The sequence below is a fragment of the Roseibium sp. 10G30-5 genome (genome assembly GCF_055809635.1).
Genome location: NZ_CM147918.1, coordinates 972,731 through 993,334, shown reverse-complemented (window position 1 = coordinate 993,334; position 20,604 = coordinate 972,731). Strand labels below are relative to the sequence as shown.

Sequence of the window (20,604 nt, the reverse complement as noted above, 5' to 3'; positions counted from 1 at the left end):
GTGTCAGCAGGATGGCTTTTGGGGAGAAGGTGGCTGTTCGTCCGCCGCATCTCTGTCATTGGACATAGATGATGGCCTCGTCTCTGTCTCTGACAGGCGATGGCCGTCAATGCGCCGCTCGGACAGGCTTTTCAGCACAATTTCCTCCTGTCGTTCCGCTTTGGTGCGGCCAAAGCGGATGCGATTTTCCTCTGCCGTCTTCTCGCGCTCGGACCGGGCCTTGCGCTTGCGGGCTTGCCGAAGGTTGACGACGTCAGAGGTCATGGCACTTCGACAGGATCAGGGTTTCTTGCGGAATGCGTCGAGCGAGACGACTTCGCCACCATTGTCACTCTTGGTCGCGGTCTCTGCGATCTTCTCGCTTTCGCTTGGCTCTTCTGTGGCGCTCAGAGCATCTGTCGCAGCCTCTTCGGCGCGGGTCAGCTCTTCAACGGCCTCCAGCAGTTCTTCCGGCAGTTCTTCTGCCGTCTTGCCGGGGTCGAATTCCAGCGCAAACTGGACGGAGGGGTCGAAGAACCCTTTGATGGCGCTGTAGGGGACCAGCAGCTTTTCAGCCACACCACCAAACGACAAACCCACTTCAAATGCGTGTTCGCCGATGGACAGATCCCAGAACTGATGCTGGAGGACTATCGTCATCTCTGTCGGATACCGCTCCTTGAGGCGCGGCGAAATACGCACACCCGGGGCCGTCGTATCGAAGGCAATATAGAAGTGGTGTTCCCCGGGAAGACCGGTGCGGCCGACCTCCGCGAGAATCTTTTTGACGGCGCCTCGCAGCGCGTCCTGAATCAGAATGTCGTATCGGAGGAGGTCTTCGGCCATCTTCTCTTCGTCAAATCTCTGTCGCGATCGCGGGGTTTCAACAGTCTCTGGCTCTGTGGAAGCGGAGCCTGAGACAACCCAGCTCGGGAATGTTCCTATTTTATGACTGAACCCAGTGAGCCGATCAATGACCAATAGGCAGGATACATGAGAAATCCTGCAATCAATCGATCGATATGTGGGAAAGACAGCCAATCAGGAAAGTGGAGGCTTCTGTTGCTAAGGTGCCTCCGAACCCCGCCTACCGGTGCTACCCGGCAGGACTTTGGTGGACTACCGGCACTGCGTTACGCAGCGACAGCCATGTCCGAAGCATAGTTGTCATTTGCAACTATTAGGATGGCCCGATGTCGGTGGTACCATGCCGAGCAAAAGCGCAGTCTTTACACCCTCGTCGATCCTATTTCGCCCCCGCCGAAGAACATCTGTCATGCGCCATACGCGTAAGGTTTGCGCAGGCGGAGTGATGTGCTTGGGTGGAGGCGCCGGGTACCGCCCCCGGGTCCGAAAGGCTTATTTCACTGACCGTTTATTGCCGTAGCTGGTCAAGCCAGCACGCCCGATATAGGCTGAACGCCCTTTAAATGAAAGGGGGTGGAGCTGAAAAATAACAACTGGATGACGCTTGAGCGACCATTGCAAGGCGGCCTCACGACTGGAAATCCGGCCTGCCGTCAGCTAAGACAAATGCCGTAAAGGACCATGTGGTCTGCATCGCATTTTCCAGGCGGTGTGCGAAAAAGGCGAGAACGATGGATCAATATCTCAACCTGATGCAGCGCATTCTGAAAGAAGGCGTCGACCGGGGCGATCGCACGGGAACCGGCACGCGCTCGGTGTTCGGGCACCAGATGCGGTTTGATCTGGGCAAGGGCTTTCCGGTGGTAACCACCAAGAAGCTGCACTTGCGATCTATCATTCATGAGTTGCTATGGTTTTTGCAAGGCGATACCAACGTGCGCTATCTGCAGGACAACGGTGTCAAGATCTGGGATGACTGGGCCGATGCGAATGGCGACCTGGGGCCTGTCTATGGGTATCAGTGGCGCTCCTAGCCCGCGCCAGACGGAGGCTCCATCGATCAGATCGCCAATCTTCTCAAGATGATCCGCACCAATCCGGAGTCCCGCCGGTTGATCGTATCAGCGTGGAACCCGGCGTTGGTTGACGAGATGGCGCTGCCGCCGTGCCATGCGTTGTTCCAGTTCTATGTCGCCGACGGCAAACTCTCCTGCCAACTCTATCAGCGCTCGGCGGATGTGTTTCTCGGGGTGCCGTTCAACATCGCCTCCTACGCCTTGCTCACGATGATGATCGCGCAGGTCTGTGGTCTGCAGCCGGGCGACTTTGTGCATACGCTGGGCGATGCGCATCTGTACTCGAACCATTTCGAACAGGCGCATGAGCAGTTGACGCGAACCCCGCGGCCCTTGCCCACAATGAAGCTCAATCCGCAGGTGAACGATCTCTTTGCCTTCACTTACGAGGATTTCGAGCTGGTCGGTTATGACCCTCATCCCCACATCAAGGCGCTGATCGCGGTTTGAAGCGAGCGGGATGCATCTTCCGAAGAGGTTGGCCATGACTGACATCATGATGATTGCTGCGGTCGCACAAAATGGTGTGATTGGGTCGGACAACGACATGCCATGGCGGCTGCCAGGCGATTTGAAACATTTTAAGGCCAAGACGCTCGGCAAGCCTGTGATCATGGGGCGCAAGACGTTTCAGTCTCTAGGGCGTGTCTTGCCGGGGCGCCCTAATATCGTGATCACGCGTGATCACGGTTTTGTGGCCGAAGGGGCCGAGGTGGTTTCCTCCTGGATGAGGCTCTCCAGATCGCAAAAAGACACGCGGTTTCGCTTGGTGTCGATGAGGTTGTGATCATGGGCGGTGGCCAGATTTATGCGGCAGCCATGGCTTTAGCCACGCGGCTTGAAATCACGGAAGTTCAGGCCGAACCGCAAGGCGACGTCAGGTTTCCTGACATTGATGGGGATGTCTGGCGAGAAACTGCGCGTGAGGCGGGCTTGCGCAGTGAGCGTGACAGCGCAGCGTTTTCCTTCGTCTCATATTGCAAGAAATAATCTGCTCTGATTGGCATCTGCAAAAGGCCATTTTCCACCCGCTGGTATTTGATGCTAGGGTGTGCCAGACACACGCTGGTATGGCCTTGGTGGTCCTGCGAAATCTCGCAGCGATAACAATTATTTTAGCGCTCTTGCAAGAAGACCCGTGCCGGGTCCGATTGAAAGGGGCTGGTAACGTTCTTATAACCTTCGGTGAGTCAGAAAGGCCCATGAAGTTCCGGCAAAACCGATGGTTTTTCCGTGCAGTGGGTCGGACAATCGATTGAAAAGGAAGTCTTGATGCCTTGGAGCAATCAATCAGGCGGCGGCGGAGGTCCCTGGAAAGGTGGCGGAAACAACGGCGGTCCCTGGGGGAACGGCGGCGGCAACAACAACGGCCCCTGGGGCGGCGGTCCCAACCGTAGTGGCGGTGGGGGCAACAACCAGCAGCCTGATCTCGAAGAACTCTTGAAGCGCACGCAGGACAGAATGCGCCGCATGATGCCAGGCGGCGGTGGCCGTGGTGTAGGTCTTTTGGGCGGCATTCTTGTCGTGGCTGTGGTTGTGGTCATCTGGCTGGCGACCGGTTTTTACCGCGTCAATCAGGGGGAAGTCGGCGTCGAGCTGGTGTTGGGCAAAGTGTCCAATCAGACTGCTCCTAGCCTGAACTACAACTGGCCTTATCCGATCGGCCAGGTTTACAAGCCGATGGTCGAGCGTCAGCGCGAACTGATGGTGGGTATCGACGAAACCGTTCGTGGGTCATCCATCGTTCAGCGTGATATCCCCAAGGAAAGCCTGATGCTGACCGGCGATGAAAATATCGTCGATGTTGGGTTCAAGGTGCAGTGGCGTATCAAGAACACGCGTGAGGGTATCAAGAATTACCTATTCAACATCCAGAACCCGACCGGCACTGTGAAGGCCGTGGCGGAAAGCGCCATGCGCGAAGTTGTTGGCCGGTCGAAGATTGATGACATTTTGACCGAAAATCGCGTCAAGATTCAGAACAACGTCGACAAGCTGATGCAGCAGACGCTGGATACCTACAAGGCCGGCATCGAGATCGTCGAAGTGCAGATGCAGAAGGTCGATCCGCCGCAGCAGGTTATTGATGCCTTCCGGGATGTGCAGGCAGCGCGTGCCGATCAGGACCGTATCAAGAACGAAGCTCAGACTTACGCCAACCGGGTTGTCCCGCAGGCGCGTGGGGAAGCGGCTCGTGTGCTTGAATCGGCCAATGGCTACAAGGATCAGATCGTGGCTGAAGCGACCGGTCAGGCTGACCGCTTCACCAAGATCTACCAGCAGTACAAGAAGGCGCCTGACGTCACCCGTGAGCGCATCTATCTGGAAACCATGGAAAAAGTCTTGGGCGACAATCAGAAGATCATCATTGATCAGCAGGGCAAGGGGCAGGGGGTTGTCCCGTACCTTCCGCTTGACCAGTTGAAGTCCGATGCAACGACCTCGAGCAAGGGAGCGAACAAATGAGAAGTGGTCTCATCGCCATTGTCGTCGCGATCCTTGCCATCGTGGTCTACGCCTCGACCTTTATCGTGACGCCGACCCGTCAGGCTCTGGTCCTGACGTTCGGGGAAATCGATCGGGTCATTCAGGCACCAGGCTTCTATTTCAAGCTGCCGTCGCCATTCCAGAACATTGTCTATCTCGACAAGCGCATTCTGGATCTCGACATGCCGCCGCAGGAAATCATTGCTTCGGATAAGAAGCGCCTGAAAGTTGATGCCTTTGCACGCTATCGCATCAACAATCCGGTGCTGTTCTATCAGCGCGTCAACAACGTTCTGGAAGCCAATGAGCGTTTGTCGACGTTCTTGCAGTCTTCGCTGCGTTCGGTGCTGGCAACCGCACCCTTCACAGCCATCGTGCGAGACAATCGTGCGGGCCTGATGGAGCGCATTCGTAAGGATGTGAGCCAGAGCGCAGCGCAGCTTGGTATCGAGGTCGTCGACGTGAAGATCCGTCGTGCCGATCTGCCGGATGCCAACTCGCAGGCGATCTATTCCCGCATGCAGACTGAGCGTCAGCAGGAAGCTGCCGAAATTCGTGCCGAGGGTGAGGAAGCCGGTCGCAAGATCCGCTCGCGGGCAGACCGCGATGCAACAGTGATCGTGGCTGAGGCCAAGCGCGATCCGGAAATCATCCGCGGTGACGGCGATGCGCAGAGCAACCGTATTTATGCGGAAGCCTATGACAAGGATCCGTCCTTCTTTGCCTTCTATCGGTCCATGCAGGCCTATCGGGAAAGCATGAAAAAGGGCGATACCAAGCTGATCTTGTCGCCGAAGTCTAGTTTCTTCCGGTACTTTGGGGATCCGAACGGGGACCCGAGCGAAAAGGCGGCAACGTCTGATCAGGAACCGGAAGTCTCCAGCCAGGCAGCATCGGAAACGGATGGTCAGGCGGCCGCCAACGACAACAGCAAGAGCGAGGCAGCGACGCAAGCCGCTGACGAAGCCCGTGCTGAAGCTGATGAAAAGGCGGCAGCCAAAGGCGCAACAGTTCCTGTTGAGCAATGATCGAGCTGGCCAAGGCCGTCGCTTTGGTTTTGGCGTTTGAAGGTCTGCTTTACGCGCTGATGCCGAAGGGAATGAAGAGCATGATGCGCAGTGCGCTTGATATGCCGGATCACGTCATGCGGTATATCGGCATTGGAGCGCTGGCTCTGGGAGTGGTTATCCTCTGGCTGGTGCGGCTGTGACAATCTCGTGAGAAGGGGGGCTTTGCTCCCCTTTTTCGTGACGTTCGCGTGTCTTCCTGCAAGACTGGATGGCGTCGGGCTGGTGGGAGCGCCAGCCTTCACAACAACATGGAAAGAGGGAACCCATGGCCAGAACCTTATCCTTGGGGATGTCTGCAAGGCGGTGTCTGACTGCGCTTGCCCTGCTGGTCGGCAGCAGCGTGCTGGCCGTGCCCGCCATTGAGCCCGCTTATGCGCAAGGGCCTGCCTCTGTGGCGGATCTCGCGGATCAACTGAAAGATGCGGTGGTCAATATTTCGACGTCGCAGACGGTCAAGGCACAGCGATCCGTGCCGCTGCCACAGGTGCCGAAAGGCTCGCCGTTTCAGAAATTCTTCGATGAGTTTTTCAACAATCAGCGCGAAGGTCAGAATCAGCCGCGCCGGGTTCAGTCGCTCGGCTCCGGGTTTGTGATTGACGGTAAGGCCGGGATCATCGTGACCAACAACCATGTGGTCGAGGGTGCCGATGAGATTACGGTGAATTTCACCGATGGATCACAGCTTGATGCCACGCTGATCGGCACGGACGAAAAGACCGATATAGCCGTTCTCAAGGTGAAACCGGAAAAGCCGCTGGCAGATGTGAGTTTTGGTGATTCCGATGCAATCCGTGTTGGCGATTGGGTTATGGCCATTGGCAATCCGTTCGGACTGGGCGGGACTGTCACCGTGGGGATCGTTTCGGCGCGAAATCGTGACATCAATTCCGGTCCCTACGACAACTTCATTCAGACGGATGCTTCGATCAACCGAGGCAATTCGGGTGGCCCGTTGTTCGATATGAACGGCAAAGTGGTTGGTATCAATACGGCAATCATCTCTCCCTCTGGCGGTTCGATTGGCATTGGTTTTGCCATTCCCTCCAAGACCGCGATGCAGGTGATTTCGCAGTTGCGTGAATATGGTGAAGCGCGGCGTGGCTGGCTGGGTGTGCGCATTCAGGAAGTCACCGACGAAATTGCTGACAGTCTGAATTTGGGCCGGGCTCGTGGTGCGCTGATTGCCGGAGTAACGGATGGAGGGCCGGCAGCGGATGCGATGATCAAGCCGGGTGATGTGGTGCTGGAATTTGACGGCCGCCCGGTTGATGGCATGCGGGAGTTGCCGCGAATGGTCGCGGAAACGCAAGTGGGCAAGGATGTTGATGTCGTGGTGTTCCGCGATGGCAAGAAGGTGGACCTGACGGTCAAGCTGGGCCGGTTGCAGGAAGTTGCTGATGCGAGCGATCCCAAGAGCGATGACGATGCCGACAACACACCGCCTGCAATGGCGGCCAAGCCAGAGGCCCTCGGCATGGTTCTGGGTGATCTGGATGCGGCCGCCCGCGAGAAATACAAGATCGTTGACGACGTGAAGGGCGTCCTGATTGAGGATATTCGCGACAATACACCTGCTGCCGAGAAGAGAATGCAGGCGGGTGATGTGATTGTCGAGGTGGATCAGCAGACAGTGACGAGCCCGCAGGATGTCATTGACCGGGTCAATGATCTGAAAGCTTCGGGGCGCAAGACGGTGTTGCTTTTGTTGGCCAACGAGAGCGGTATTCCGCGGTTTGTTGGCGTGCGTATCCCCGATTGAGGATTTTGCGAAAATAGATGCAGAAAAGGGCGCTTCGGCGCCCTTTTCGTTGTGTGGATGCTTCTCGCCGTGCCTTTGCCTCAGAGGGCGAGAGATTCTGAATATCAGCTCAAGGTAAAGTCGGAGGCCTTGTAGCCTTGCAGATACAGCAGAGCGGTGAGATCGCCGTGTGTGATGCTGGCGCGGGCGGCTGCGGCAACCGCTGGTTTGGCGTGATAAGCGACACCCAGCCCGGCCAGCCCGATCATCGCCAGATCATTAGCGCCATCGCCAACGGCCAGCGCGTCGTCAGTGGTCAGGCCCTTTTCGTCCAGCAGCTCTTGCAACCGTTGACGCTTGGCCTCGCGCCCCAGGATTGGTTCGCTAACTTTACCGTTCAAGAGACCGTCTTGTTCCAGAAGGGTGTTGGCCTGATTTTCGTCAAAGCCGATCATGTCGGCAATCCGGCTGGTGAAATGGGTGAACCCGCCTGAGACCAATGCGCAATAGGCCCCATTGGCCTTCATGGTTTGCACCAGTGTACGGCCGCCGGGCATGAGCTGAATCCGTTCGTTGATGACCGTGCTGATGGCTGAAACAGGTAGACCTTTCAGCAGGGCGACCCGCTCGCGCAAGGCTGGCTCAAACTCGATCTCGCCGCGCATGGCGCTCTCGGTGATGGCGGAAATCTTGTCTTTCAGGCCAAGTTCTGCGGCCAGTTCGTCGATGCATTCCTGCCGAATCATGGTGGAATCCATGTCGGCGATCAGCAGGCGCTTGCGTCGTCCGGTGATGGGCTGCACAAAGACATCCACCGGTGCAGGGGTGATCGCCTGACGCAAGGTCTTTGCGGCAGCATCAGTCTCATCGCCGGTGAAGGCAATATCGCAGGCGACACCGTCTTTCAGCACAGTGATCGGGCCATCGGTGTTAAGCGCCCGGCAGGCCTGTTCCACCAAGGTGTCGGTGACGGATGGTGTTGCCGGATTTGAAATGAGCGTAGCCACAAAGGACATGGGGACGACCCTTGACTGGAAAGAAGAAGCTGCAAGACGCAGGACGAGACCCGGTGTTGATAGCTGGCCCGACGGCCAGCGGCAAGACGGCTTTGGCCATTGAAGTGGCGCGTCGCCTCAATGGTGTGATCATCAACACAGATTCCATGCAGCTTTACCATGATCTGCGCCTTGTCAGCGCTCGGCCAAGCGCTGATGAGGAAACACGAGCGCCGCATCGTCTTTACGCTGTGATCCCCTCGTCGCAGCCGTTCTCGACGGGGGACTGGCTGCGGCTGGTGGCTCGCGAACTGGAGGGTGTTCGTAGCCAAGGCAAGACGCCGATTTTTGTCGGCGGCACTGGTCTGTATTTCAAGGCTCTCACCGAAGGTTTCGCTGAAGTGCCAGCAATTGCTCCTGCAGTGCGCGCGACCAGTCGCGCCCTTGCGGAGGCCGAGGGTGTCGAGGGCATACGGCGTGCGCTGAGAGAAAAAGACCCGGACGCGGCGGCTGCCTTGCAAGACTTGCAGAGGCTGACACGGGCATTGGAGGTGGTTCGGTCGACAGGGCGGACGTTGGCTGATTGGCAACGCCAGCAAAACAGTGCGGCCTTGATTGATCAACCACTCGTTCGCCTGTGTCCTAGCGCCGCCACGGCCCTGGCTGCACGAACGCATTGGGCGACGCGCCGCACAGATGTTGGGCGAGGAGGGGTGCTCGGAAGTGAGGCAGCTTTTGGCGCAAGAGCTGGATCCGTCTCTGCCTGCCATGCGGGCCATTGGGGTCAAGGAAATCGCAGCTTATCTCAACGGGGCACTCTCGATTGAAGAAGCGAGGGAGCATTTGACCATCGCCACCCGGCAGTATGCCAAGCGTCAGGAGACCTGGTTTCGCAACCAGATGAGCGATTGGGCGCGACTGGATCCCTCTATACACAGCGCTGATGCCATGGCCGAACAGGTCATCCACATGGCAGCATGCTGAAAAAATTGCACTTTCTGGTTGTTGGTGAGTTGTTTGTGTAAGCCTTTGGTAACTTAAATAAAAGACGGCGGACTGCGGCTTTTACCAATTGGTTCTGTGCCCGTATTGGTGGTATCAGACGGTAACTTCACCTAAGGGAATATGCGCCCTGATCGGAGGGTGGTGAGGGGGTCTGTTGGGAGAGGTGGACGTGCATATTTGTCTCGAAACGGGAATATGACCTATGCTAGAGACGATCATTCGCGGACGAAATTTTACCGCCACTGCGCTGGCTGCGCGTGACCTTGGGTTGTTGCGGCGATTTTATCAGAAGGTGGGTTCGGCTTCTCCGGCTAACGCGCAGAGCGACATGGTTCTTGAACCGGACGATCTGGAAGCATGGTTGAGCAAGGCCGTGGCCGATGAACTGGTTTATGGCTTCGGCAGTTACAAGATTATGGAAAAGACCGATTCCACGTCAGAGGCTTCTTCAGACCCTTTGGCGGAGGATCGTTTGATTGGGTGGCTAGGGCTCCATCCGATCTCCGAGACCGCTGAAATTTCCTTGCGTGGCTGTATTGATCCGCTGCGCGAGCGCAAGCACCCCGGTATAGGCAACCGCATCCGCAGCGCGTTTATCGACTGGTTTTTCGAGAAAACTTATTTTCCCAATATCATCAGTTGTGTGCGTCCGGGTGACACGCGCGTCCATGCTGATATGCAGGCGCTTGGCTTCCAGTTTCGGGAGAGGCGACAGGTCGCCGGTGAGACCAAGGATATTTATCAGGTCTTCAGCCCGTCGGTTCAATCCTATGTTGCCAGTGCCTGACATGACCTGAGTGCGTGGGCTATCACGCAGCTTGTTGATGCGGGTCGATGATTGAAAAAGGGGATGCCAATTTCTTGGCGCCCCCTTTTTTATTCAGCTCTCATTGTGAGACAGGCAGATCAGTTTGCTTCGAGTTCATTTCCCGGGTTCTTGATCCGCTGACGCTTCTTCAGCCGGTTCATGGCTGAGACATAGGCCTTGGCCGAGGCGACGAGGGTGTCGGTATCGGCCCCCTTGCCCGTGGCGATATGGCCATTGGCTTCCAGTCGCACCGACACTTCTGCCTGCGCGTCAGTGCCAGCTGTCACGGCACTGACCTGATAGAGCTGCATCACCGCATCATGCGGAACAATCTTCTTGATAGCATTGAAGGTGGCATCGACAGGACCGTCGCCATTGGCTTCACGGGTTTCATGGCGGCCTTCCACATCCATCGTGATGATGGCCTTCTGCGGTCCGCCTGTCCCTGCAATGACAGTCAGCGCGATGACCTTGACGTCATCGTTGGCTGTTGCAATTTCGCGTTCCACCAGCGCTTCGATATCCTCGTCGTAGACATGCTTCTTGCGGTCGGCGAGATCCTTGAACTGGCGGAAAGCATCCTGCAAGGCGTTGTCGCCCAACTCGTAGCCCAGATCCTTCAGTTTGTCTTTGAAGGCATGGCGGCCAGAGTGCTTGCCCATGACCAGGGATGTCGACTTCACGCCAACGTCTTCCGGTCGCATGATTTCATAGGTTTCGGCGTTCTTCAGCATGCCGTCCTGGTGAATGCCGCTTTCATGCGCGAAGGCGTTTTTGCCGACGATGGCCTTGTTGTATTGCACATCAAAGCTGGAGGCGTTGGAGACCATCTTGGAGGCGCGGGTCAGGAATTTCGGATCGATGTTGGTCTCAAACGGCAGCACGTCCTGGCGTGTGCGGATTGCCATGATGATTTCTTCCAGCGCAGCGTTGCCAGCGCGTTCGCCGAGGCCGTTGATCGTGCATTCGATCTGTCGTGCACCACCGGCGATACCAGCGAGAGAGTTGGCCACAGCCAATCCCAGGTCGTCGTGACAGTGGGTAGAGAAAATGGCCTTGTCAGAATTTTCGACGTTCTTGATCAGGTTGGCAAAGAGATCATGATATTCGGTCGGTGTGGAGTATCCCACGGTGTCCGGAATATTGATTGTCGTCGCGCCGGCTCGGATGGCGGCGTCCACACAGCGGCAGAGAAAGTCGAAATCCGTACGGGTTGCGTCTTCAGCGCTCCATTCCACATCTTCAACCCAGTTACGGGCGCGGGCAACGCTCTCACTGACGAGCTGCAAGACCGCGTCCGGCTCCATTTTCAGCTTGTATTTCATATGGATAGGCGATGTGGAGATGAAGGTGTGAATGCGTGGCTTGCCAGCAACCTTCACCGCTTCGCCACAGCGGTCGATGTCCTTGAAGGAGGCGCGTGACAGACCGGCGATGGTCGAGTTCTTGGAGCGGCGAGCGACTTCCTGAACACTCTCAAAATCGCCTTCACTGGCAATCGGGAAGCCGGCCTCAATGATGTCGACGCCCATGTCGTCGAGAATTTCAGCGATTTCCAGCTTTTCTTCCATGGTCATGGAGGCGCCGGGAGATTGCTCGCCGTCACGCAAGGTGGTGTCGAAAATGAAAATTGGATTGGTGGTCTGGGTCATCTGAGGCCCCTTCCTTTGCAACATGCGCCCAACCTGTCCATAGCATTCGACGGTCTCAGGTTCGGTACGCGGTCATGTCTTGTTGATGAGAAACTTGCGCATAAACCCCTGAGTGCCCGTCCATCTGAATACGGATCAGCCGACGCTCAGGGGCATCTAAGGAGTAGGAGCTTGCCAAGTAGGATGCGGCCGCCGCGCGAGGAGTGCGCGTCGCTGGAGAAGCCGGTCATGTCGCGCTGCGCGATCATCGGGTGTCTCGGGCCTTTGTGAAATGTCATCCCTGAAACAGGGCTGTTTCGAGATGACCAACTTGCTTGGTACAAAATTTCTATACGAACGGCTTGAATGGTGCAAGGGGGAAGTTTCTTCCAATTTCCTGCATCAAATGACATGGCGCGAAGCACATAGTGCTCTCACTGGGGCGACTGGACGCTCATAGCCAAAGCATAGGCCTGATAAAGAGTTGCAGCCATGACGGCGTGTTTCCGCGCATCTGTTTGGCACCCTAAGGAGCGGCCCTCAGCGCCACGCCGGTTCAGATGTAAAGCTCGCCCCGGGCGACGAGTGCTGCCTGACCGCCAATGCGAACAGCATGGAGCTTCTTGTTCTCCACGTCGATTTCCAGATCAATGATCGAAGGGCGCCCCATGGTGAAGCCCTGTTCGATACGCACGAAATGCGTGCCACCGGGAAGGCGGTCAAAATGGTGGATTGCACCTGCAAAAGCTGCCGCTGCCGAGCCCGTCGCGGGATCTTCGAAAATGCCCATGTAGGGGGCAAAAAGACGTGCTTGAAACGCACTTTCATGCGCCTGCGTTTCGCGGCAATAGAGATAGGCGTCGGTTTCGTCGCCAAAGGCTGCGTCCCAGTGATGCAACTGCGGTTTGGCACGGCCGAGAGCGTTCAGGTTGCGCACGGGCACGAAAGTGAAAGAGGGGCCACATTGGTAGCGTGACGGGCGGTGATCCTCGAAGCCGATGTCATTCGGATCCAGGTTCAGTGCCTCGGCAATCAACTCATTGCTGTATGTGGGGCCATTGGGGGTGGGCAACTGCGGCACGTCGAATTCAGCAAAGGCGGCGGCGTTCTCGCGCAGGATAACAGCGCTGCGGACGACCCCTATTTTCTGTTTCAGGACAACAACGGCGTCCTGTTCCTTGACGACATTCTCGAACCGGTCCATCGCCAGAAGACAGGCGGTTCCAACGGTCGGATGGCCGGCGAAGGGAAGTTCAACCTTTGGAGTGAAGATGCGCATTTGCGCAGAATGGCCAGGGTTTTCGGAAGGCAGCACGAAGACTGTTTCCGACAGATTGAACTCACCGGCAATCGCCTGCATCTGTGAATCACTCAGGCCTTCGCTGTCCAGAACGACAGCAAGCGGGTTCCCGGAGAGGGCCTTGTTCGTGAACACATCAAGCAAAGCATAGCGGCGACCCATTGTTGACCTCCCGGGCAAATATCACGTCCATAAACTGAACCAGTGGCCGGACTGTTGCACGGTGTGGCGAGGATTGCCAGCCTGCAAAATTCAACGTTGGTTAGGAAACCGTAACAACTCAGACAGTGTTTTTATGTTTGACGTCAAAGGGTCACACGGGCAGCGCACTGTGTTCCAGCAGATAGCGGGCGGTGACTTTTGCAAATGCGGGTATGGCAGGGTCGGCGAGATCCTGCGGATTGCGAATGATGCGCACATCGGAAAGTTCTTCTTCCTCTGCCGTCTTCATGTAGTTCAGAATACGCTCGCGCAACTGTTCTGCCGGCAAGTCGGAATGCAGCTCGCGAGCAATCGCCACCTGTGGTCCTGTCTCGACCATGAACATTTTTCCCAGGGTTACGTCTGTTGGTTGAAGCCCGGTTTCTTCCTCCAGTTCTCGCAGGATGGATCCGGCAAGGTCGACTGTGCCATCAGGCTTCAAATCGCCGAAATCAATATTACCGCCGGGAAAATAGACCTTGCCCGCATTGGCGGTTCGCGATGACATGACGCCCATCAGCAACGCTCCATCTGCGCTGCGCAAGGCGGCTGAGCCGAACACATTCTTGCTGTGCAGATCCGGTGCGCCCCAATCCCGCCAGGCCAAGTGGGCGGCGAAGGAGCATTCGCGACAGGTCCCGGTGAGGATCCCCTCTCGCAGAGTATGATTAGCCACCATCAACATGCGTCCATTCCACATATCCGGATTGCGCTGTCGCTGATCGTGCCAATGATGCTCGATCGCGGGCCGGTTCGCGGCCTCGAAATGCCAGGGCACACCTGGTTGATAGGTCAGGTTGATGGCATGGATGGGGCGAATGTCGGTGACCAGCACTTTCTCCATGACCGGCGTCAGGCCAGTCGGCGACATGGGGCTTGTCACCTGCCTGCAGACAGAAAATCCGTGCCGTTCATAAAAGCCTTGCGAGTAATAATCGCTTTCCAGATAGAGGCGGTTCTGCCCGATGAGGCGAGCATGGTCACCCATGCGCTCCAGCAGCAGGGTGCCGTAGCCCTGTCGCAGGTGCTCTGGAGTGATATAGAGATGCGAGATGAAATATCCGGTGGGTTCGCTGATTTTTCCGGCAATGAAACCGATCGGCCGCCCATCCTTCTCCACGACCAGAACCTTCAGGGTGACAAGGGCTTTCTGATCTATGCGATAGGCGCAGCGGAATTGCTGGATCAAAGTATCGCTGTAGCCGCGTGAGGCCTTGGACCGGTGGAGTATTTCGGTCAAGTCACGTGTATCGGATGGGTTCGCCTGGCGAATTTTAAGCGTCATCGCGGCGTCGAGACCTTCAATGAATGATACGGCTTGCACGGGTGGGACGAAACCGAGCAAGCCTTCGAGGCTATGCGGGAATTCTCAGGCTTGCAAGGAGGGGGCGCATGTGACGTCATCGTTCTGCAACCTTCATGGGTCATTGGCAGATCAGAATGCAACAGCGAGACAGCTTGTTGTTGTGAGCGTGGCGCCGCGAGGGCCGCATTGTGCCGCTTGCCATTGAGAAATGGCACCGCTCTCCCTAGTTAGTGAGGGCAATTGCTTACGGGTCATGCCCGTTCTAACGTTGAAACGCAGGATCGTATGCCATCCATCATATCCATTGAGAACCTTCAAAAGACTTATGAAGGCGGATTTCAGGCGCTGAACTCCGTCTCTCTTGAGATCAATGAAGGGGAAGTTTTCGCTTTGTTGGGCCCCAACGGGGCCGGTAAGACAACTCTGATCAGCACCATTTGTGGTCTGGTTAACCCGACATCGGGAACCGTGAAGATTGGAGGTTTTGATGCCTTCACAGAATTTCGCAAGGCGCGCCAGTTCATCGGCCTCGTTCCGCAAGAACTGCCTGCCGCACCTTTTGAATATGTCCAGAAGAATGTTGCTCTGAGCCGTGGCCTCTTCGGATTGCCGCGCAATGACGCCTTGATCGAGCAGATCCTCAAGGATCTGAGCCTTTGGGACAAGCGAGACAACCAGATGCGTGAGCTTTCAGGCGGCATGAAGCGCCGTGTGCTGATTGCCAAGGCTCTGGCACATGAACCCCGTGTTCTGTTCCTCGACGAACCAACCGCTGGTGTCGACGTTGAGCTGCGCCGTGACATGTGGCGTGTCGTACAAGGTCTCAAGGACCATGGTGTCACCATCGTCCTGACGACGCATTATCTTGAAGAAGCCGAAGAAATGGCTGACCGCGTTGGCGTGATCAACCACGGCGAGATCATGCTGGTGGAAAACAAGAACGAGTTGATGCGCAAGATGGGCCGCAAGGAATTGCGTCTTGATCTTATCGAGCCTTTGAGCGAGATCCCGAGTGCTCTTCAGGAGTTCAATCTGGAAATCCTCGATGAGGGCCAGCGCCTGCGATACTCCTATGACACCAAGGGTGAGCGCACGGGCATCACCAGTTTGTTGCGGGCATTGAGCGAACACGGCATTCGCTTCAATGATCTTCAGACGCAGCAAAGTTCACTGGAAGATATTTTCGTCGACCTGGTGAGGGAACAATAATGAACGTTCACGCAATCAAGGCCATCTATTTCAATGAGATGGAGCGGGCCAAGCGCACGGTGCTTCAGTCCATCATCTCACCGGTTATCTCGACAACGCTGTATTTCATCGTTTTCGGTGCGGCCATTGGCTCTCGCATCAACCACGTCGATGGCGTGCCCTATGGGGCGTTTATTGTCCCGGGCTTGATCATCATGGCGCTGATGACGCAGTCGGTTTCCAACGCCGCATTTGGTATCTACTTCCCGCAATTCGCTGGAACCATCTTCGAGGTTCTGTCGGCGCCGATTTCCTATCTGGAAATCACCATTGCTTATGTGGGGGCTGCTGCGTCCAAGGCGATGATCATTGGCGCGATCATTTTGCTGACCGCATCTATCTTTGCACCGATTCACATCGTGCATCCGGTCTGGGTGCTGGTGTTTTTCGTGTTGACGTCCGTGACGTTCTCGCTGCTCGGCTTTATCATCGGCATTTGGGCAGAAAGCTTCGAAAAGCTGCAATTCGTGCCACTGCTGATCATCACGCCACTGGCGTTTTTGGGGGGAGCTTTTACTCGATCTCCATGTTGCCGCCGTTCTGGCAGAAAGTGACGCTGATCAACCCGGTCGTCTATCTGATCTCTGGTTTTCGTTGGAGCTTCTTTGGCACATCCGACGTCAGCCTGTGGGTGTCGGTGACGATGACCTTTGTGTTTTTGGTCATCTGTCTGGGTATCATCCGCTGGATCTTTGCCACCGGGTACAAGCTCAAAGCCTGATCCCTGCCGGATTGACGAAACGACACCGCCTGTTCTCGCTTGCTGCGGGCAGGCGGCGTCTGTTTGAACGGGGATGATCGACCGATTTAAGAAATTGGTCTGAGGTCCTTACACAGCTTGCTCGAACGCTATCCCCTTTTGGGCTTGCGAGACCTTTGCGTCTGTCATCATGGCCACATTTTTTCGCCTTGCCATAGGCGTAGACGCTGTTTTGTCCCAGCTTGTCTTGATGCAATTGCGGCCACTGTCCTTGGCGCGGTAGAGTGCCTTGTCGGCGGGTTTGAGAAGATCCCAAGCGGATTTATACAGCTTTTGCGAGATTGTGATTCCAGCGGATAAAGTAATCTCGAACGTCTCGCCCTCAGCGGTAAAATGCATGGCTGCAATTGATCCGCGAATGTCTTCGGCCAGGGACAAAGATTGATTCCGTGTCTTGTTGATCTGCAAGATGACAAATTCTTCGCCGCCGGTTCGCGCGAAGACGTCTTGATGGTCCAGGTGCTCGCGAATATTCTTCGCGGTGGCGCGCAAGACCGAGTCGCCGACCGAATGTCCAAACCTGTCATTGATCGATTTGAAATGGTCGATGTCCAGCGTGATGATGTTGACGGTGCTTGTCTCGTGATTGGCGAGACGGCGGCTGACTTCCTGTTCAAATCCACGCCGGTTGTATGTTTCCGTCAGACTATCTTGTTCGGCCTCTTGCTGACGTTGCTGCGCATTTTTCTCAAATGCAGCGCTCAGTCCAAGAGCGGCTGTCAGACAACATGCCAACAAGCAGCTGATGAACATCTGGACCTGAAAGGCATCGTCCGGAACGCCGAGCGGGCCCAGTGTTGGTTTTTCCATGAAAAGAGTGGCTGCGCGCAACGCAAAAACCAGACCGATGACGGTGAACGCCGCGACCAGACCATATCTCGACATGAGATGGTCCTTGCGATCCCGAAAGAATTCATAGGCTGTCAACAGCAAGATGGCTGACTGAATGGCAGTATAGCAGGCATAGGTCTCGGCAAACTTGCCTTGGAGCTGCAGGGGGAGGATGGCCAGGAAGGTGAGAGCCGAAATCGTGATCAGGCGCGGGAAGGATGTGGATCTGGCGCCAAAGTCCCGAGCCGCGTCATACCGGAACAGAAAAGACAATAAGATCAGCAAATTGTTGATCAGCGACAGGGTCAAGGGCGTAAAGGAGCTGGCACTGCAATAGATGAATGCAACGCCAGCCAGGATCAACGTGCTTGCCGCTGTGTAACCCATGAAAATATGATCGCGATGCCGTGTGTAGGTCATGCAATAAATGAAGAAATAGCAGAGGTTGACCAAGGAGATCGCCACGCAAACGGTATATAGGTCTAGATTCTCCATATAACTTCGCTGGGGCGCCCTTTTCTCTACGTTGATTTAGTGATGGCACTTTTGCGTAAAAAATATGTTACGCGCCTCTAGGCGATTTTGTCAGGTTTTTGTGTTTTTGCACCTTTGAGATGGTTTTGGAATTCTATGTAGCTAATTGTATTTCTTGATAAGTTTTTATGTTTCTCAGTGATGCGGGGTCTGCAAACCGGCGAGCCGTTTCATGTTCCCTGAGGACGCAAGCCCAAGCGTCAGCCTGCCTTCATTGGCCAAAAGGGGGGCGCCGATTGTGATCAGGCCGCTGAGGCGTCTTCCGTTGAAATGCGGTTTCGGCCCGCCATCTTGGACTGATACATCAAGGTGTCTGCACGCCGTAAAATGTCGTCCAGCGTCATGTTCTGGCCCGTGCCGTGATAGATTCCAGCCGACAAAGTAATGCGGAAGTCCGTATCGGCAAAGGGGGGCCGAATGGCGGCAACGGCATCGAGAATGGCTTTGCTACAGGCCTCGGCCTGCGCCATGTTGACATTGGGCATCAGCAGAGCAAACTCCTCGCCCCCTAGACGCGCAAGACAATCCTCGCTGCGCATGTGTTTTTCCATTTCCTCTGCACAGATCTGAAGTGCCTCGTCGCCGCCCTGATGGCCATAGCGATCATTGACGCTTTTGAAATGGTCAATATCGAACTGGATTACGGCAAAAGGGGAAGGGGCGTCCGTGTTGAGCATCTTTTCGAGGCAACCGGAAAATTTCCTCCTGTTGTAGAGGCCGGTCAGGGGGTCACGCAGAGCTTTCTCCCTTTGCGTATCTGCCAGTTGCTCAAAGGACATGGACAGGGAGAAGGCGCCGAGCATGGTGATGACCAATAGACCGATGGTCAGATTGATCAGCAGCAATGCGTCATCGGGAAAATATTGGTTCGCGGTCAGATGCAGATCTGTGAAGACGCCTTGAAAAACCCGGACCAGAAAATTGAGGGCGAGAATAGCAAAGGTCACGATCAGCGCTGTGCGTGAATGAAGCCCGTCCTTGCGTCCGCGCCAGAATTCGTAAGCCGTTCCGAAACCGAGATACGCCTCGATCAGATTGGGGATGATGTAGCCGATGTCGTTGCGCCCGATCATCATGGTGATGCTCTGGACGACAATGGCGAAGATCGAGGGCGCAAAAAGCGTTAGCGTCGTGTCTGATGTGCCATTGAACTCGCGCGCTGCGGAGCGAAACAGCGTCATCGCGAAGATCATGGCCCAGCCACCGCGGACATAATAGATCAGTGGATTGTCGGAAATGAGTTGCAGGTCAAGAATGAAGAAAGCGATCCCCAGACAGGAGAAGGCCATGACCATTTTCTGCCAGTAAAGCCGCGAAAATTGTTTGCCATAGAAGGCTGAGGCAAAGGAGGCCGCATAGAGTCCGCAGATCAGAGCGTTGAGTAGAAAAAGCGAAGGGTTGCTCATGTAGGCGCGTCTCTTGGCTCGCAATGTCGTTGGTAAACGGCAGGCAAATGGGTCCAACCGAAATGACGCCAGATTTAAAGTGCCATAAAACGGTACATCATGGATAGCAAACACTCTTACCCTGAAGGGTAAACAAGTCGTTTGGAAATTCGCTCAGTTTTTTCAAGGTCTTGCAGACAAAGAGAAAGCGGCGCCAAATATGACGCCGCTTTCGATGCTTGAAAGGTTTTTGCACAGGTGGGGGCTGCTTTTTTGGTGAGCCGCCCACCTCTCGCAGAATGTTAGTTTTTGGCTTTGTCAACCAGAGCGTTGGACTTGATCCAAGGCATCATGCCGCGCAGCTTTTTGCCAACTTCCTCGATCTGATGCTTGTCGTTCATGCGGCGGGTGCCTTTGAACTTTGCAGCACCAGCCTTGTATTCCTGCATCCAGTCTGACGTGAACTTGCCGCTCTGAATGTCCTTGAGGACGCGCTTCATCTCAGCTTTGGTTTCGTCGGTGATGATGCGCGGGCCCGTGACATACTCACCCCATTCTGCCGTATTGGAGATGGAGTAGTTCATGTTGGCGATGCCGCCTTCGTAGATCAGGTCGACAATCAGCTTCACTTCGTGCAAGCACTCGAAGTAGGCCATTTCCGGTGCATAACCAGCTTCGACCAATGTTTCGAAGCCCGCGCGGATCAGTTCAACGAGGCCACCGCAAAGAACAGCCTGTTCGCCGAAGAGGTCGGTTTCACACTCTTCCTGGAAGGTGGTTTCGATGATGCCCGAGCGACCGCCGCCAACGCCACAGGCGTAGGACAAGCCAAGATCATGGGCATTGCCGGACGCATCCTGATGAACAGCGATCAGGCATGGCACGCCGCCACCTTTTTCGTATTCACTGCGCACAGTGTGGCTAGGACCCTTTGGAGCAACCATGAGCACGTCAATGGTCGACTTAGGCTCGATCAGGCTGAAGTGAACGTTCAGGCCATGTGCGAATGCAATTGCCGCGCCGTCACGGATGTTGTCGGCGATGTGGTCCTTGTAGATGTCGGCCTGAAGTTCATCAGGAGTGGCCATCATCATCAGGTCGGCCCATGCAGCAGCTTCTGCAACCGTCATGACCTTGAAGCCATCGGCTTCTGCCTTGAGAGCGGTGGTTGAACCTGCGCGCAGAGCGACGACGATGTCAGTCGCGCCGCTGTCCTTGAGGTTCATCGCATGGGCGCGGCCCTGAGATCCGTAGCCGATCATGGCGACCTTCTTGGTCTTGATCAGATTAACGTCGGCATCGCGGTCATAATAAACTCGCATGGGTTTTCCTTTCTCCCGTTGTCTCCGCAAGGTCAGCCACATGGACTGCCTGCTGGAATTC

The 20,604-nt window shown here is 55.8% G+C and carries 15 protein-coding genes, 1 other RNA gene and 4 pseudogenes; 10 read left to right on the top strand and 10 right to left on the bottom strand.

The window, feature by feature from the left end:
- Nucleotides 1-3 precede the first annotated feature (3 nt).
- The 3 genes from AC0L7U_RS05120 to ssrA all read right to left on the bottom strand — a co-directional run bounded on the left by AC0L7U_RS05120 (nucleotide 4) and on the right by ssrA (nucleotide 1,419).
- On the bottom strand, nucleotides 4-264 hold the full coding sequence (locus AC0L7U_RS05120; RefSeq protein ID WP_473694313.1) for a DUF4169 family protein: 261 nt from the start codon (nucleotides 262-264) through the stop codon (nucleotides 4-6).
- Nucleotides 265-279: 15 nt separating this feature from the next.
- Nucleotides 280-825 carry an SspB family protein gene (locus AC0L7U_RS05115; protein ID WP_473694311.1) on the bottom strand — a complete coding sequence of 182 codons (546 nt, stop codon included), beginning with the start codon at nucleotides 823-825 and terminating at the stop codon, nucleotides 280-282.
- A 202-nt stretch (nucleotides 826-1,027) separates the two neighbouring features.
- Nucleotides 1,028-1,419, bottom strand: a transfer-messenger RNA (tmRNA) gene (ssrA, locus tag AC0L7U_RS05110).
- A 158-nt stretch (nucleotides 1,420-1,577) separates the two neighbouring features.
- On the opposite strand from ssrA, the pseudogene AC0L7U_RS05105 reads away from it, so the two are divergent.
- The 6 genes and pseudogenes from AC0L7U_RS05105 to AC0L7U_RS05080 all read left to right on the top strand — a co-directional run bounded on the left by AC0L7U_RS05105 (nucleotide 1,578) and on the right by AC0L7U_RS05080 (nucleotide 7,238).
- Nucleotides 1,578-2,372: pseudogene (locus AC0L7U_RS05105) on the top strand (thymidylate synthase).
- Between the two features lie 10 nt (nucleotides 2,373-2,382).
- Nucleotides 2,383-2,912: pseudogene (locus AC0L7U_RS05100) on the top strand (dihydrofolate reductase).
- 282 nt (nucleotides 2,913-3,194) lie between these two features.
- Nucleotides 3,195-4,388, top strand: a complete 1,194-nt coding sequence (gene hflK, locus AC0L7U_RS05095) for an FtsH protease activity modulator HflK (protein WP_473694309.1) — start codon at nucleotides 3,195-3,197, stop codon at nucleotides 4,386-4,388.
- Nucleotides 4,385-5,437 carry a protease modulator HflC gene (gene hflC, locus AC0L7U_RS05090; protein ID WP_473694308.1) on the top strand — a complete coding sequence of 351 codons (1,053 nt, stop codon included), beginning with the start codon at nucleotides 4,385-4,387 and terminating at the stop codon, nucleotides 5,435-5,437. The genes hflK and hflC overlap by 4 nt, the downstream gene beginning before the upstream one ends.
- Complete coding sequence (locus tag AC0L7U_RS05085) at nucleotides 5,434-5,619, top strand: DUF2065 domain-containing protein (RefSeq protein ID WP_473694306.1); 186 nt, start codon at nucleotides 5,434-5,436, stop codon at nucleotides 5,617-5,619. The genes hflC and AC0L7U_RS05085 overlap by 4 nt, the downstream gene beginning before the upstream one ends.
- Before the next feature lie 125 nt (nucleotides 5,620-5,744).
- Nucleotides 5,745-7,238 (top strand): DegQ family serine endoprotease, encoded by a 1,494-nt coding sequence (locus tag AC0L7U_RS05080; protein ID WP_473694304.1) that lies wholly within the window; start codon nucleotides 5,745-5,747, stop codon nucleotides 7,236-7,238.
- Nucleotides 7,239-7,342: 104 nt separating this feature from the next.
- On the opposite strand, the gene serB is transcribed toward AC0L7U_RS05080, so the two are convergent.
- Entirely contained in the window at nucleotides 7,343-8,233 is an 891-nt protein-coding gene (gene serB / locus AC0L7U_RS05075) for a phosphoserine phosphatase SerB (protein ID WP_473694302.1), read from the bottom strand.
- A gap of 29 nt (nucleotides 8,234-8,262) precedes the next feature.
- Between serB and miaA the strand changes: the two are divergent.
- A pseudogene (gene miaA / locus AC0L7U_RS05070) lies at nucleotides 8,263-9,196 on the top strand (tRNA (adenosine(37)-N6)-dimethylallyltransferase MiaA).
- A 223-nt stretch (nucleotides 9,197-9,419) separates the two neighbouring features.
- A complete protein-coding gene (locus tag AC0L7U_RS05065; RefSeq protein WP_473694301.1) occupies nucleotides 9,420-10,004 on the top strand; it encodes a GNAT family N-acetyltransferase in 585 nt (194 codons plus the stop codon).
- Between the two features lie 119 nt (nucleotides 10,005-10,123).
- On the opposite strand, the gene AC0L7U_RS05060 is transcribed toward AC0L7U_RS05065, so the two are convergent.
- The 3 genes from AC0L7U_RS05060 to AC0L7U_RS05050 form a co-directional block, all read right to left on the bottom strand.
- Entirely contained in the window at nucleotides 10,124-11,677 is a 1,554-nt protein-coding gene (locus AC0L7U_RS05060) for a 2-isopropylmalate synthase (RefSeq protein WP_473694299.1), read from the bottom strand.
- Nucleotides 11,678-12,212: 535 nt separating this feature from the next.
- Nucleotides 12,213-13,118: a PhzF family phenazine biosynthesis protein gene (locus AC0L7U_RS05055; RefSeq protein ID WP_473694297.1), complete on the bottom strand. Its 906-nt coding sequence runs from the start codon at nucleotides 13,116-13,118 to the stop codon at nucleotides 12,213-12,215.
- Nucleotides 13,119-13,269: 151 nt separating this feature from the next.
- Nucleotides 13,270-14,442, bottom strand: a complete 1,173-nt coding sequence (locus tag AC0L7U_RS05050; protein WP_473694295.1) for a GNAT family N-acetyltransferase — start codon at nucleotides 14,440-14,442, stop codon at nucleotides 13,270-13,272.
- Between the two features lie 306 nt (nucleotides 14,443-14,748).
- On the opposite strand from AC0L7U_RS05050, the gene AC0L7U_RS05045 reads away from it, so the two are divergent.
- Together AC0L7U_RS05045 and AC0L7U_RS05040 are read left to right on the top strand one after the other, a co-directional pair.
- Entirely contained in the window at nucleotides 14,749-15,672 is a 924-nt protein-coding gene (locus AC0L7U_RS05045) for an ABC transporter ATP-binding protein (RefSeq protein WP_473694293.1), read from the top strand.
- Nucleotides 15,672-16,432, top strand: a pseudogene (locus tag AC0L7U_RS05040) (ABC transporter permease). Before AC0L7U_RS05045 ends, AC0L7U_RS05040 begins: the two are co-directional and overlap by 1 nt.
- A gap of 108 nt (nucleotides 16,433-16,540) precedes the next feature.
- Here the strand turns inward: AC0L7U_RS05040 and AC0L7U_RS05035 are convergent.
- The 3 genes from AC0L7U_RS05035 to ilvC all read right to left on the bottom strand — a co-directional run bounded on the left by AC0L7U_RS05035 (nucleotide 16,541) and on the right by ilvC (nucleotide 20,543).
- Complete coding sequence (locus AC0L7U_RS05035) at nucleotides 16,541-17,755, bottom strand: GGDEF domain-containing protein (protein ID WP_473694291.1); 1,215 nt, start codon at nucleotides 17,753-17,755, stop codon at nucleotides 16,541-16,543.
- 323 nt (nucleotides 17,756-18,078) lie between these two features.
- Nucleotides 18,079-19,242: a GGDEF domain-containing protein gene (locus tag AC0L7U_RS05030; protein ID WP_473694289.1), complete on the bottom strand. Its 1,164-nt coding sequence runs from the start codon at nucleotides 19,240-19,242 to the stop codon at nucleotides 18,079-18,081.
- Nucleotides 19,243-19,523: 281 nt separating this feature from the next.
- Nucleotides 19,524-20,543 (bottom strand): ketol-acid reductoisomerase, encoded by a 1,020-nt coding sequence (ilvC, locus tag AC0L7U_RS05025; protein ID WP_473694287.1) that lies wholly within the window; start codon nucleotides 20,541-20,543, stop codon nucleotides 19,524-19,526.
- Between the last annotated feature and the right edge of the window lie 61 nt (nucleotides 20,544-20,604).

Excerpts from the sequence above, each read along its gene's own strand:
- ilvC (WP_473694287.1), bottom strand. The coding sequence starts at position 20,543 with ATGCGAGTTTATTATGACCGCGATGCCGACGTTAATCTGATCAAGACC.
- AC0L7U_RS05030 (WP_473694289.1), bottom strand. The coding sequence starts at position 19,242 with ATGAGCAACCCTTCGCTTTTTCTACTCAACGCTCTGATCTGCGGACTC.
- AC0L7U_RS05055 (WP_473694297.1), bottom strand. The coding sequence starts at position 13,118 with ATGGGTCGCCGCTATGCTTTGCTTGATGTGTTCACGAACAAGGCCCTC.
- AC0L7U_RS05115 (WP_473694311.1), bottom strand. The coding sequence starts at position 825 with ATGGCCGAAGACCTCCTCCGATACGACATTCTGATTCAGGACGCGCTG.
- AC0L7U_RS05045 (WP_473694293.1), top strand. The coding sequence starts at position 14,749 with ATGCCATCCATCATATCCATTGAGAACCTTCAAAAGACTTATGAAGGC.
- hflK (WP_473694309.1), top strand. The coding sequence starts at position 3,195 with ATGCCTTGGAGCAATCAATCAGGCGGCGGCGGAGGTCCCTGGAAAGGT.
- AC0L7U_RS05080 (WP_473694304.1), top strand. The coding sequence starts at position 5,745 with ATGGCCAGAACCTTATCCTTGGGGATGTCTGCAAGGCGGTGTCTGACT.
- serB (WP_473694302.1), bottom strand. The coding sequence starts at position 8,233 with ATGTCCTTTGTGGCTACGCTCATTTCAAATCCGGCAACACCATCCGTC.
- AC0L7U_RS05065 (WP_473694301.1), top strand. The coding sequence starts at position 9,420 with ATGCTAGAGACGATCATTCGCGGACGAAATTTTACCGCCACTGCGCTG.
- AC0L7U_RS05085 (WP_473694306.1), top strand. The coding sequence starts at position 5,434 with ATGATCGAGCTGGCCAAGGCCGTCGCTTTGGTTTTGGCGTTTGAAGGT.
- hflC (WP_473694308.1), top strand. The coding sequence starts at position 4,385 with ATGAGAAGTGGTCTCATCGCCATTGTCGTCGCGATCCTTGCCATCGTG.
- AC0L7U_RS05060 (WP_473694299.1), bottom strand. The coding sequence starts at position 11,677 with ATGACCCAGACCACCAATCCAATTTTCATTTTCGACACCACCTTGCGT.
- AC0L7U_RS05050 (WP_473694295.1), bottom strand. The coding sequence starts at position 14,442 with ATGACGCTTAAAATTCGCCAGGCGAACCCATCCGATACACGTGACTTG.
- AC0L7U_RS05120 (WP_473694313.1), bottom strand. The coding sequence starts at position 264 with ATGACCTCTGACGTCGTCAACCTTCGGCAAGCCCGCAAGCGCAAGGCC.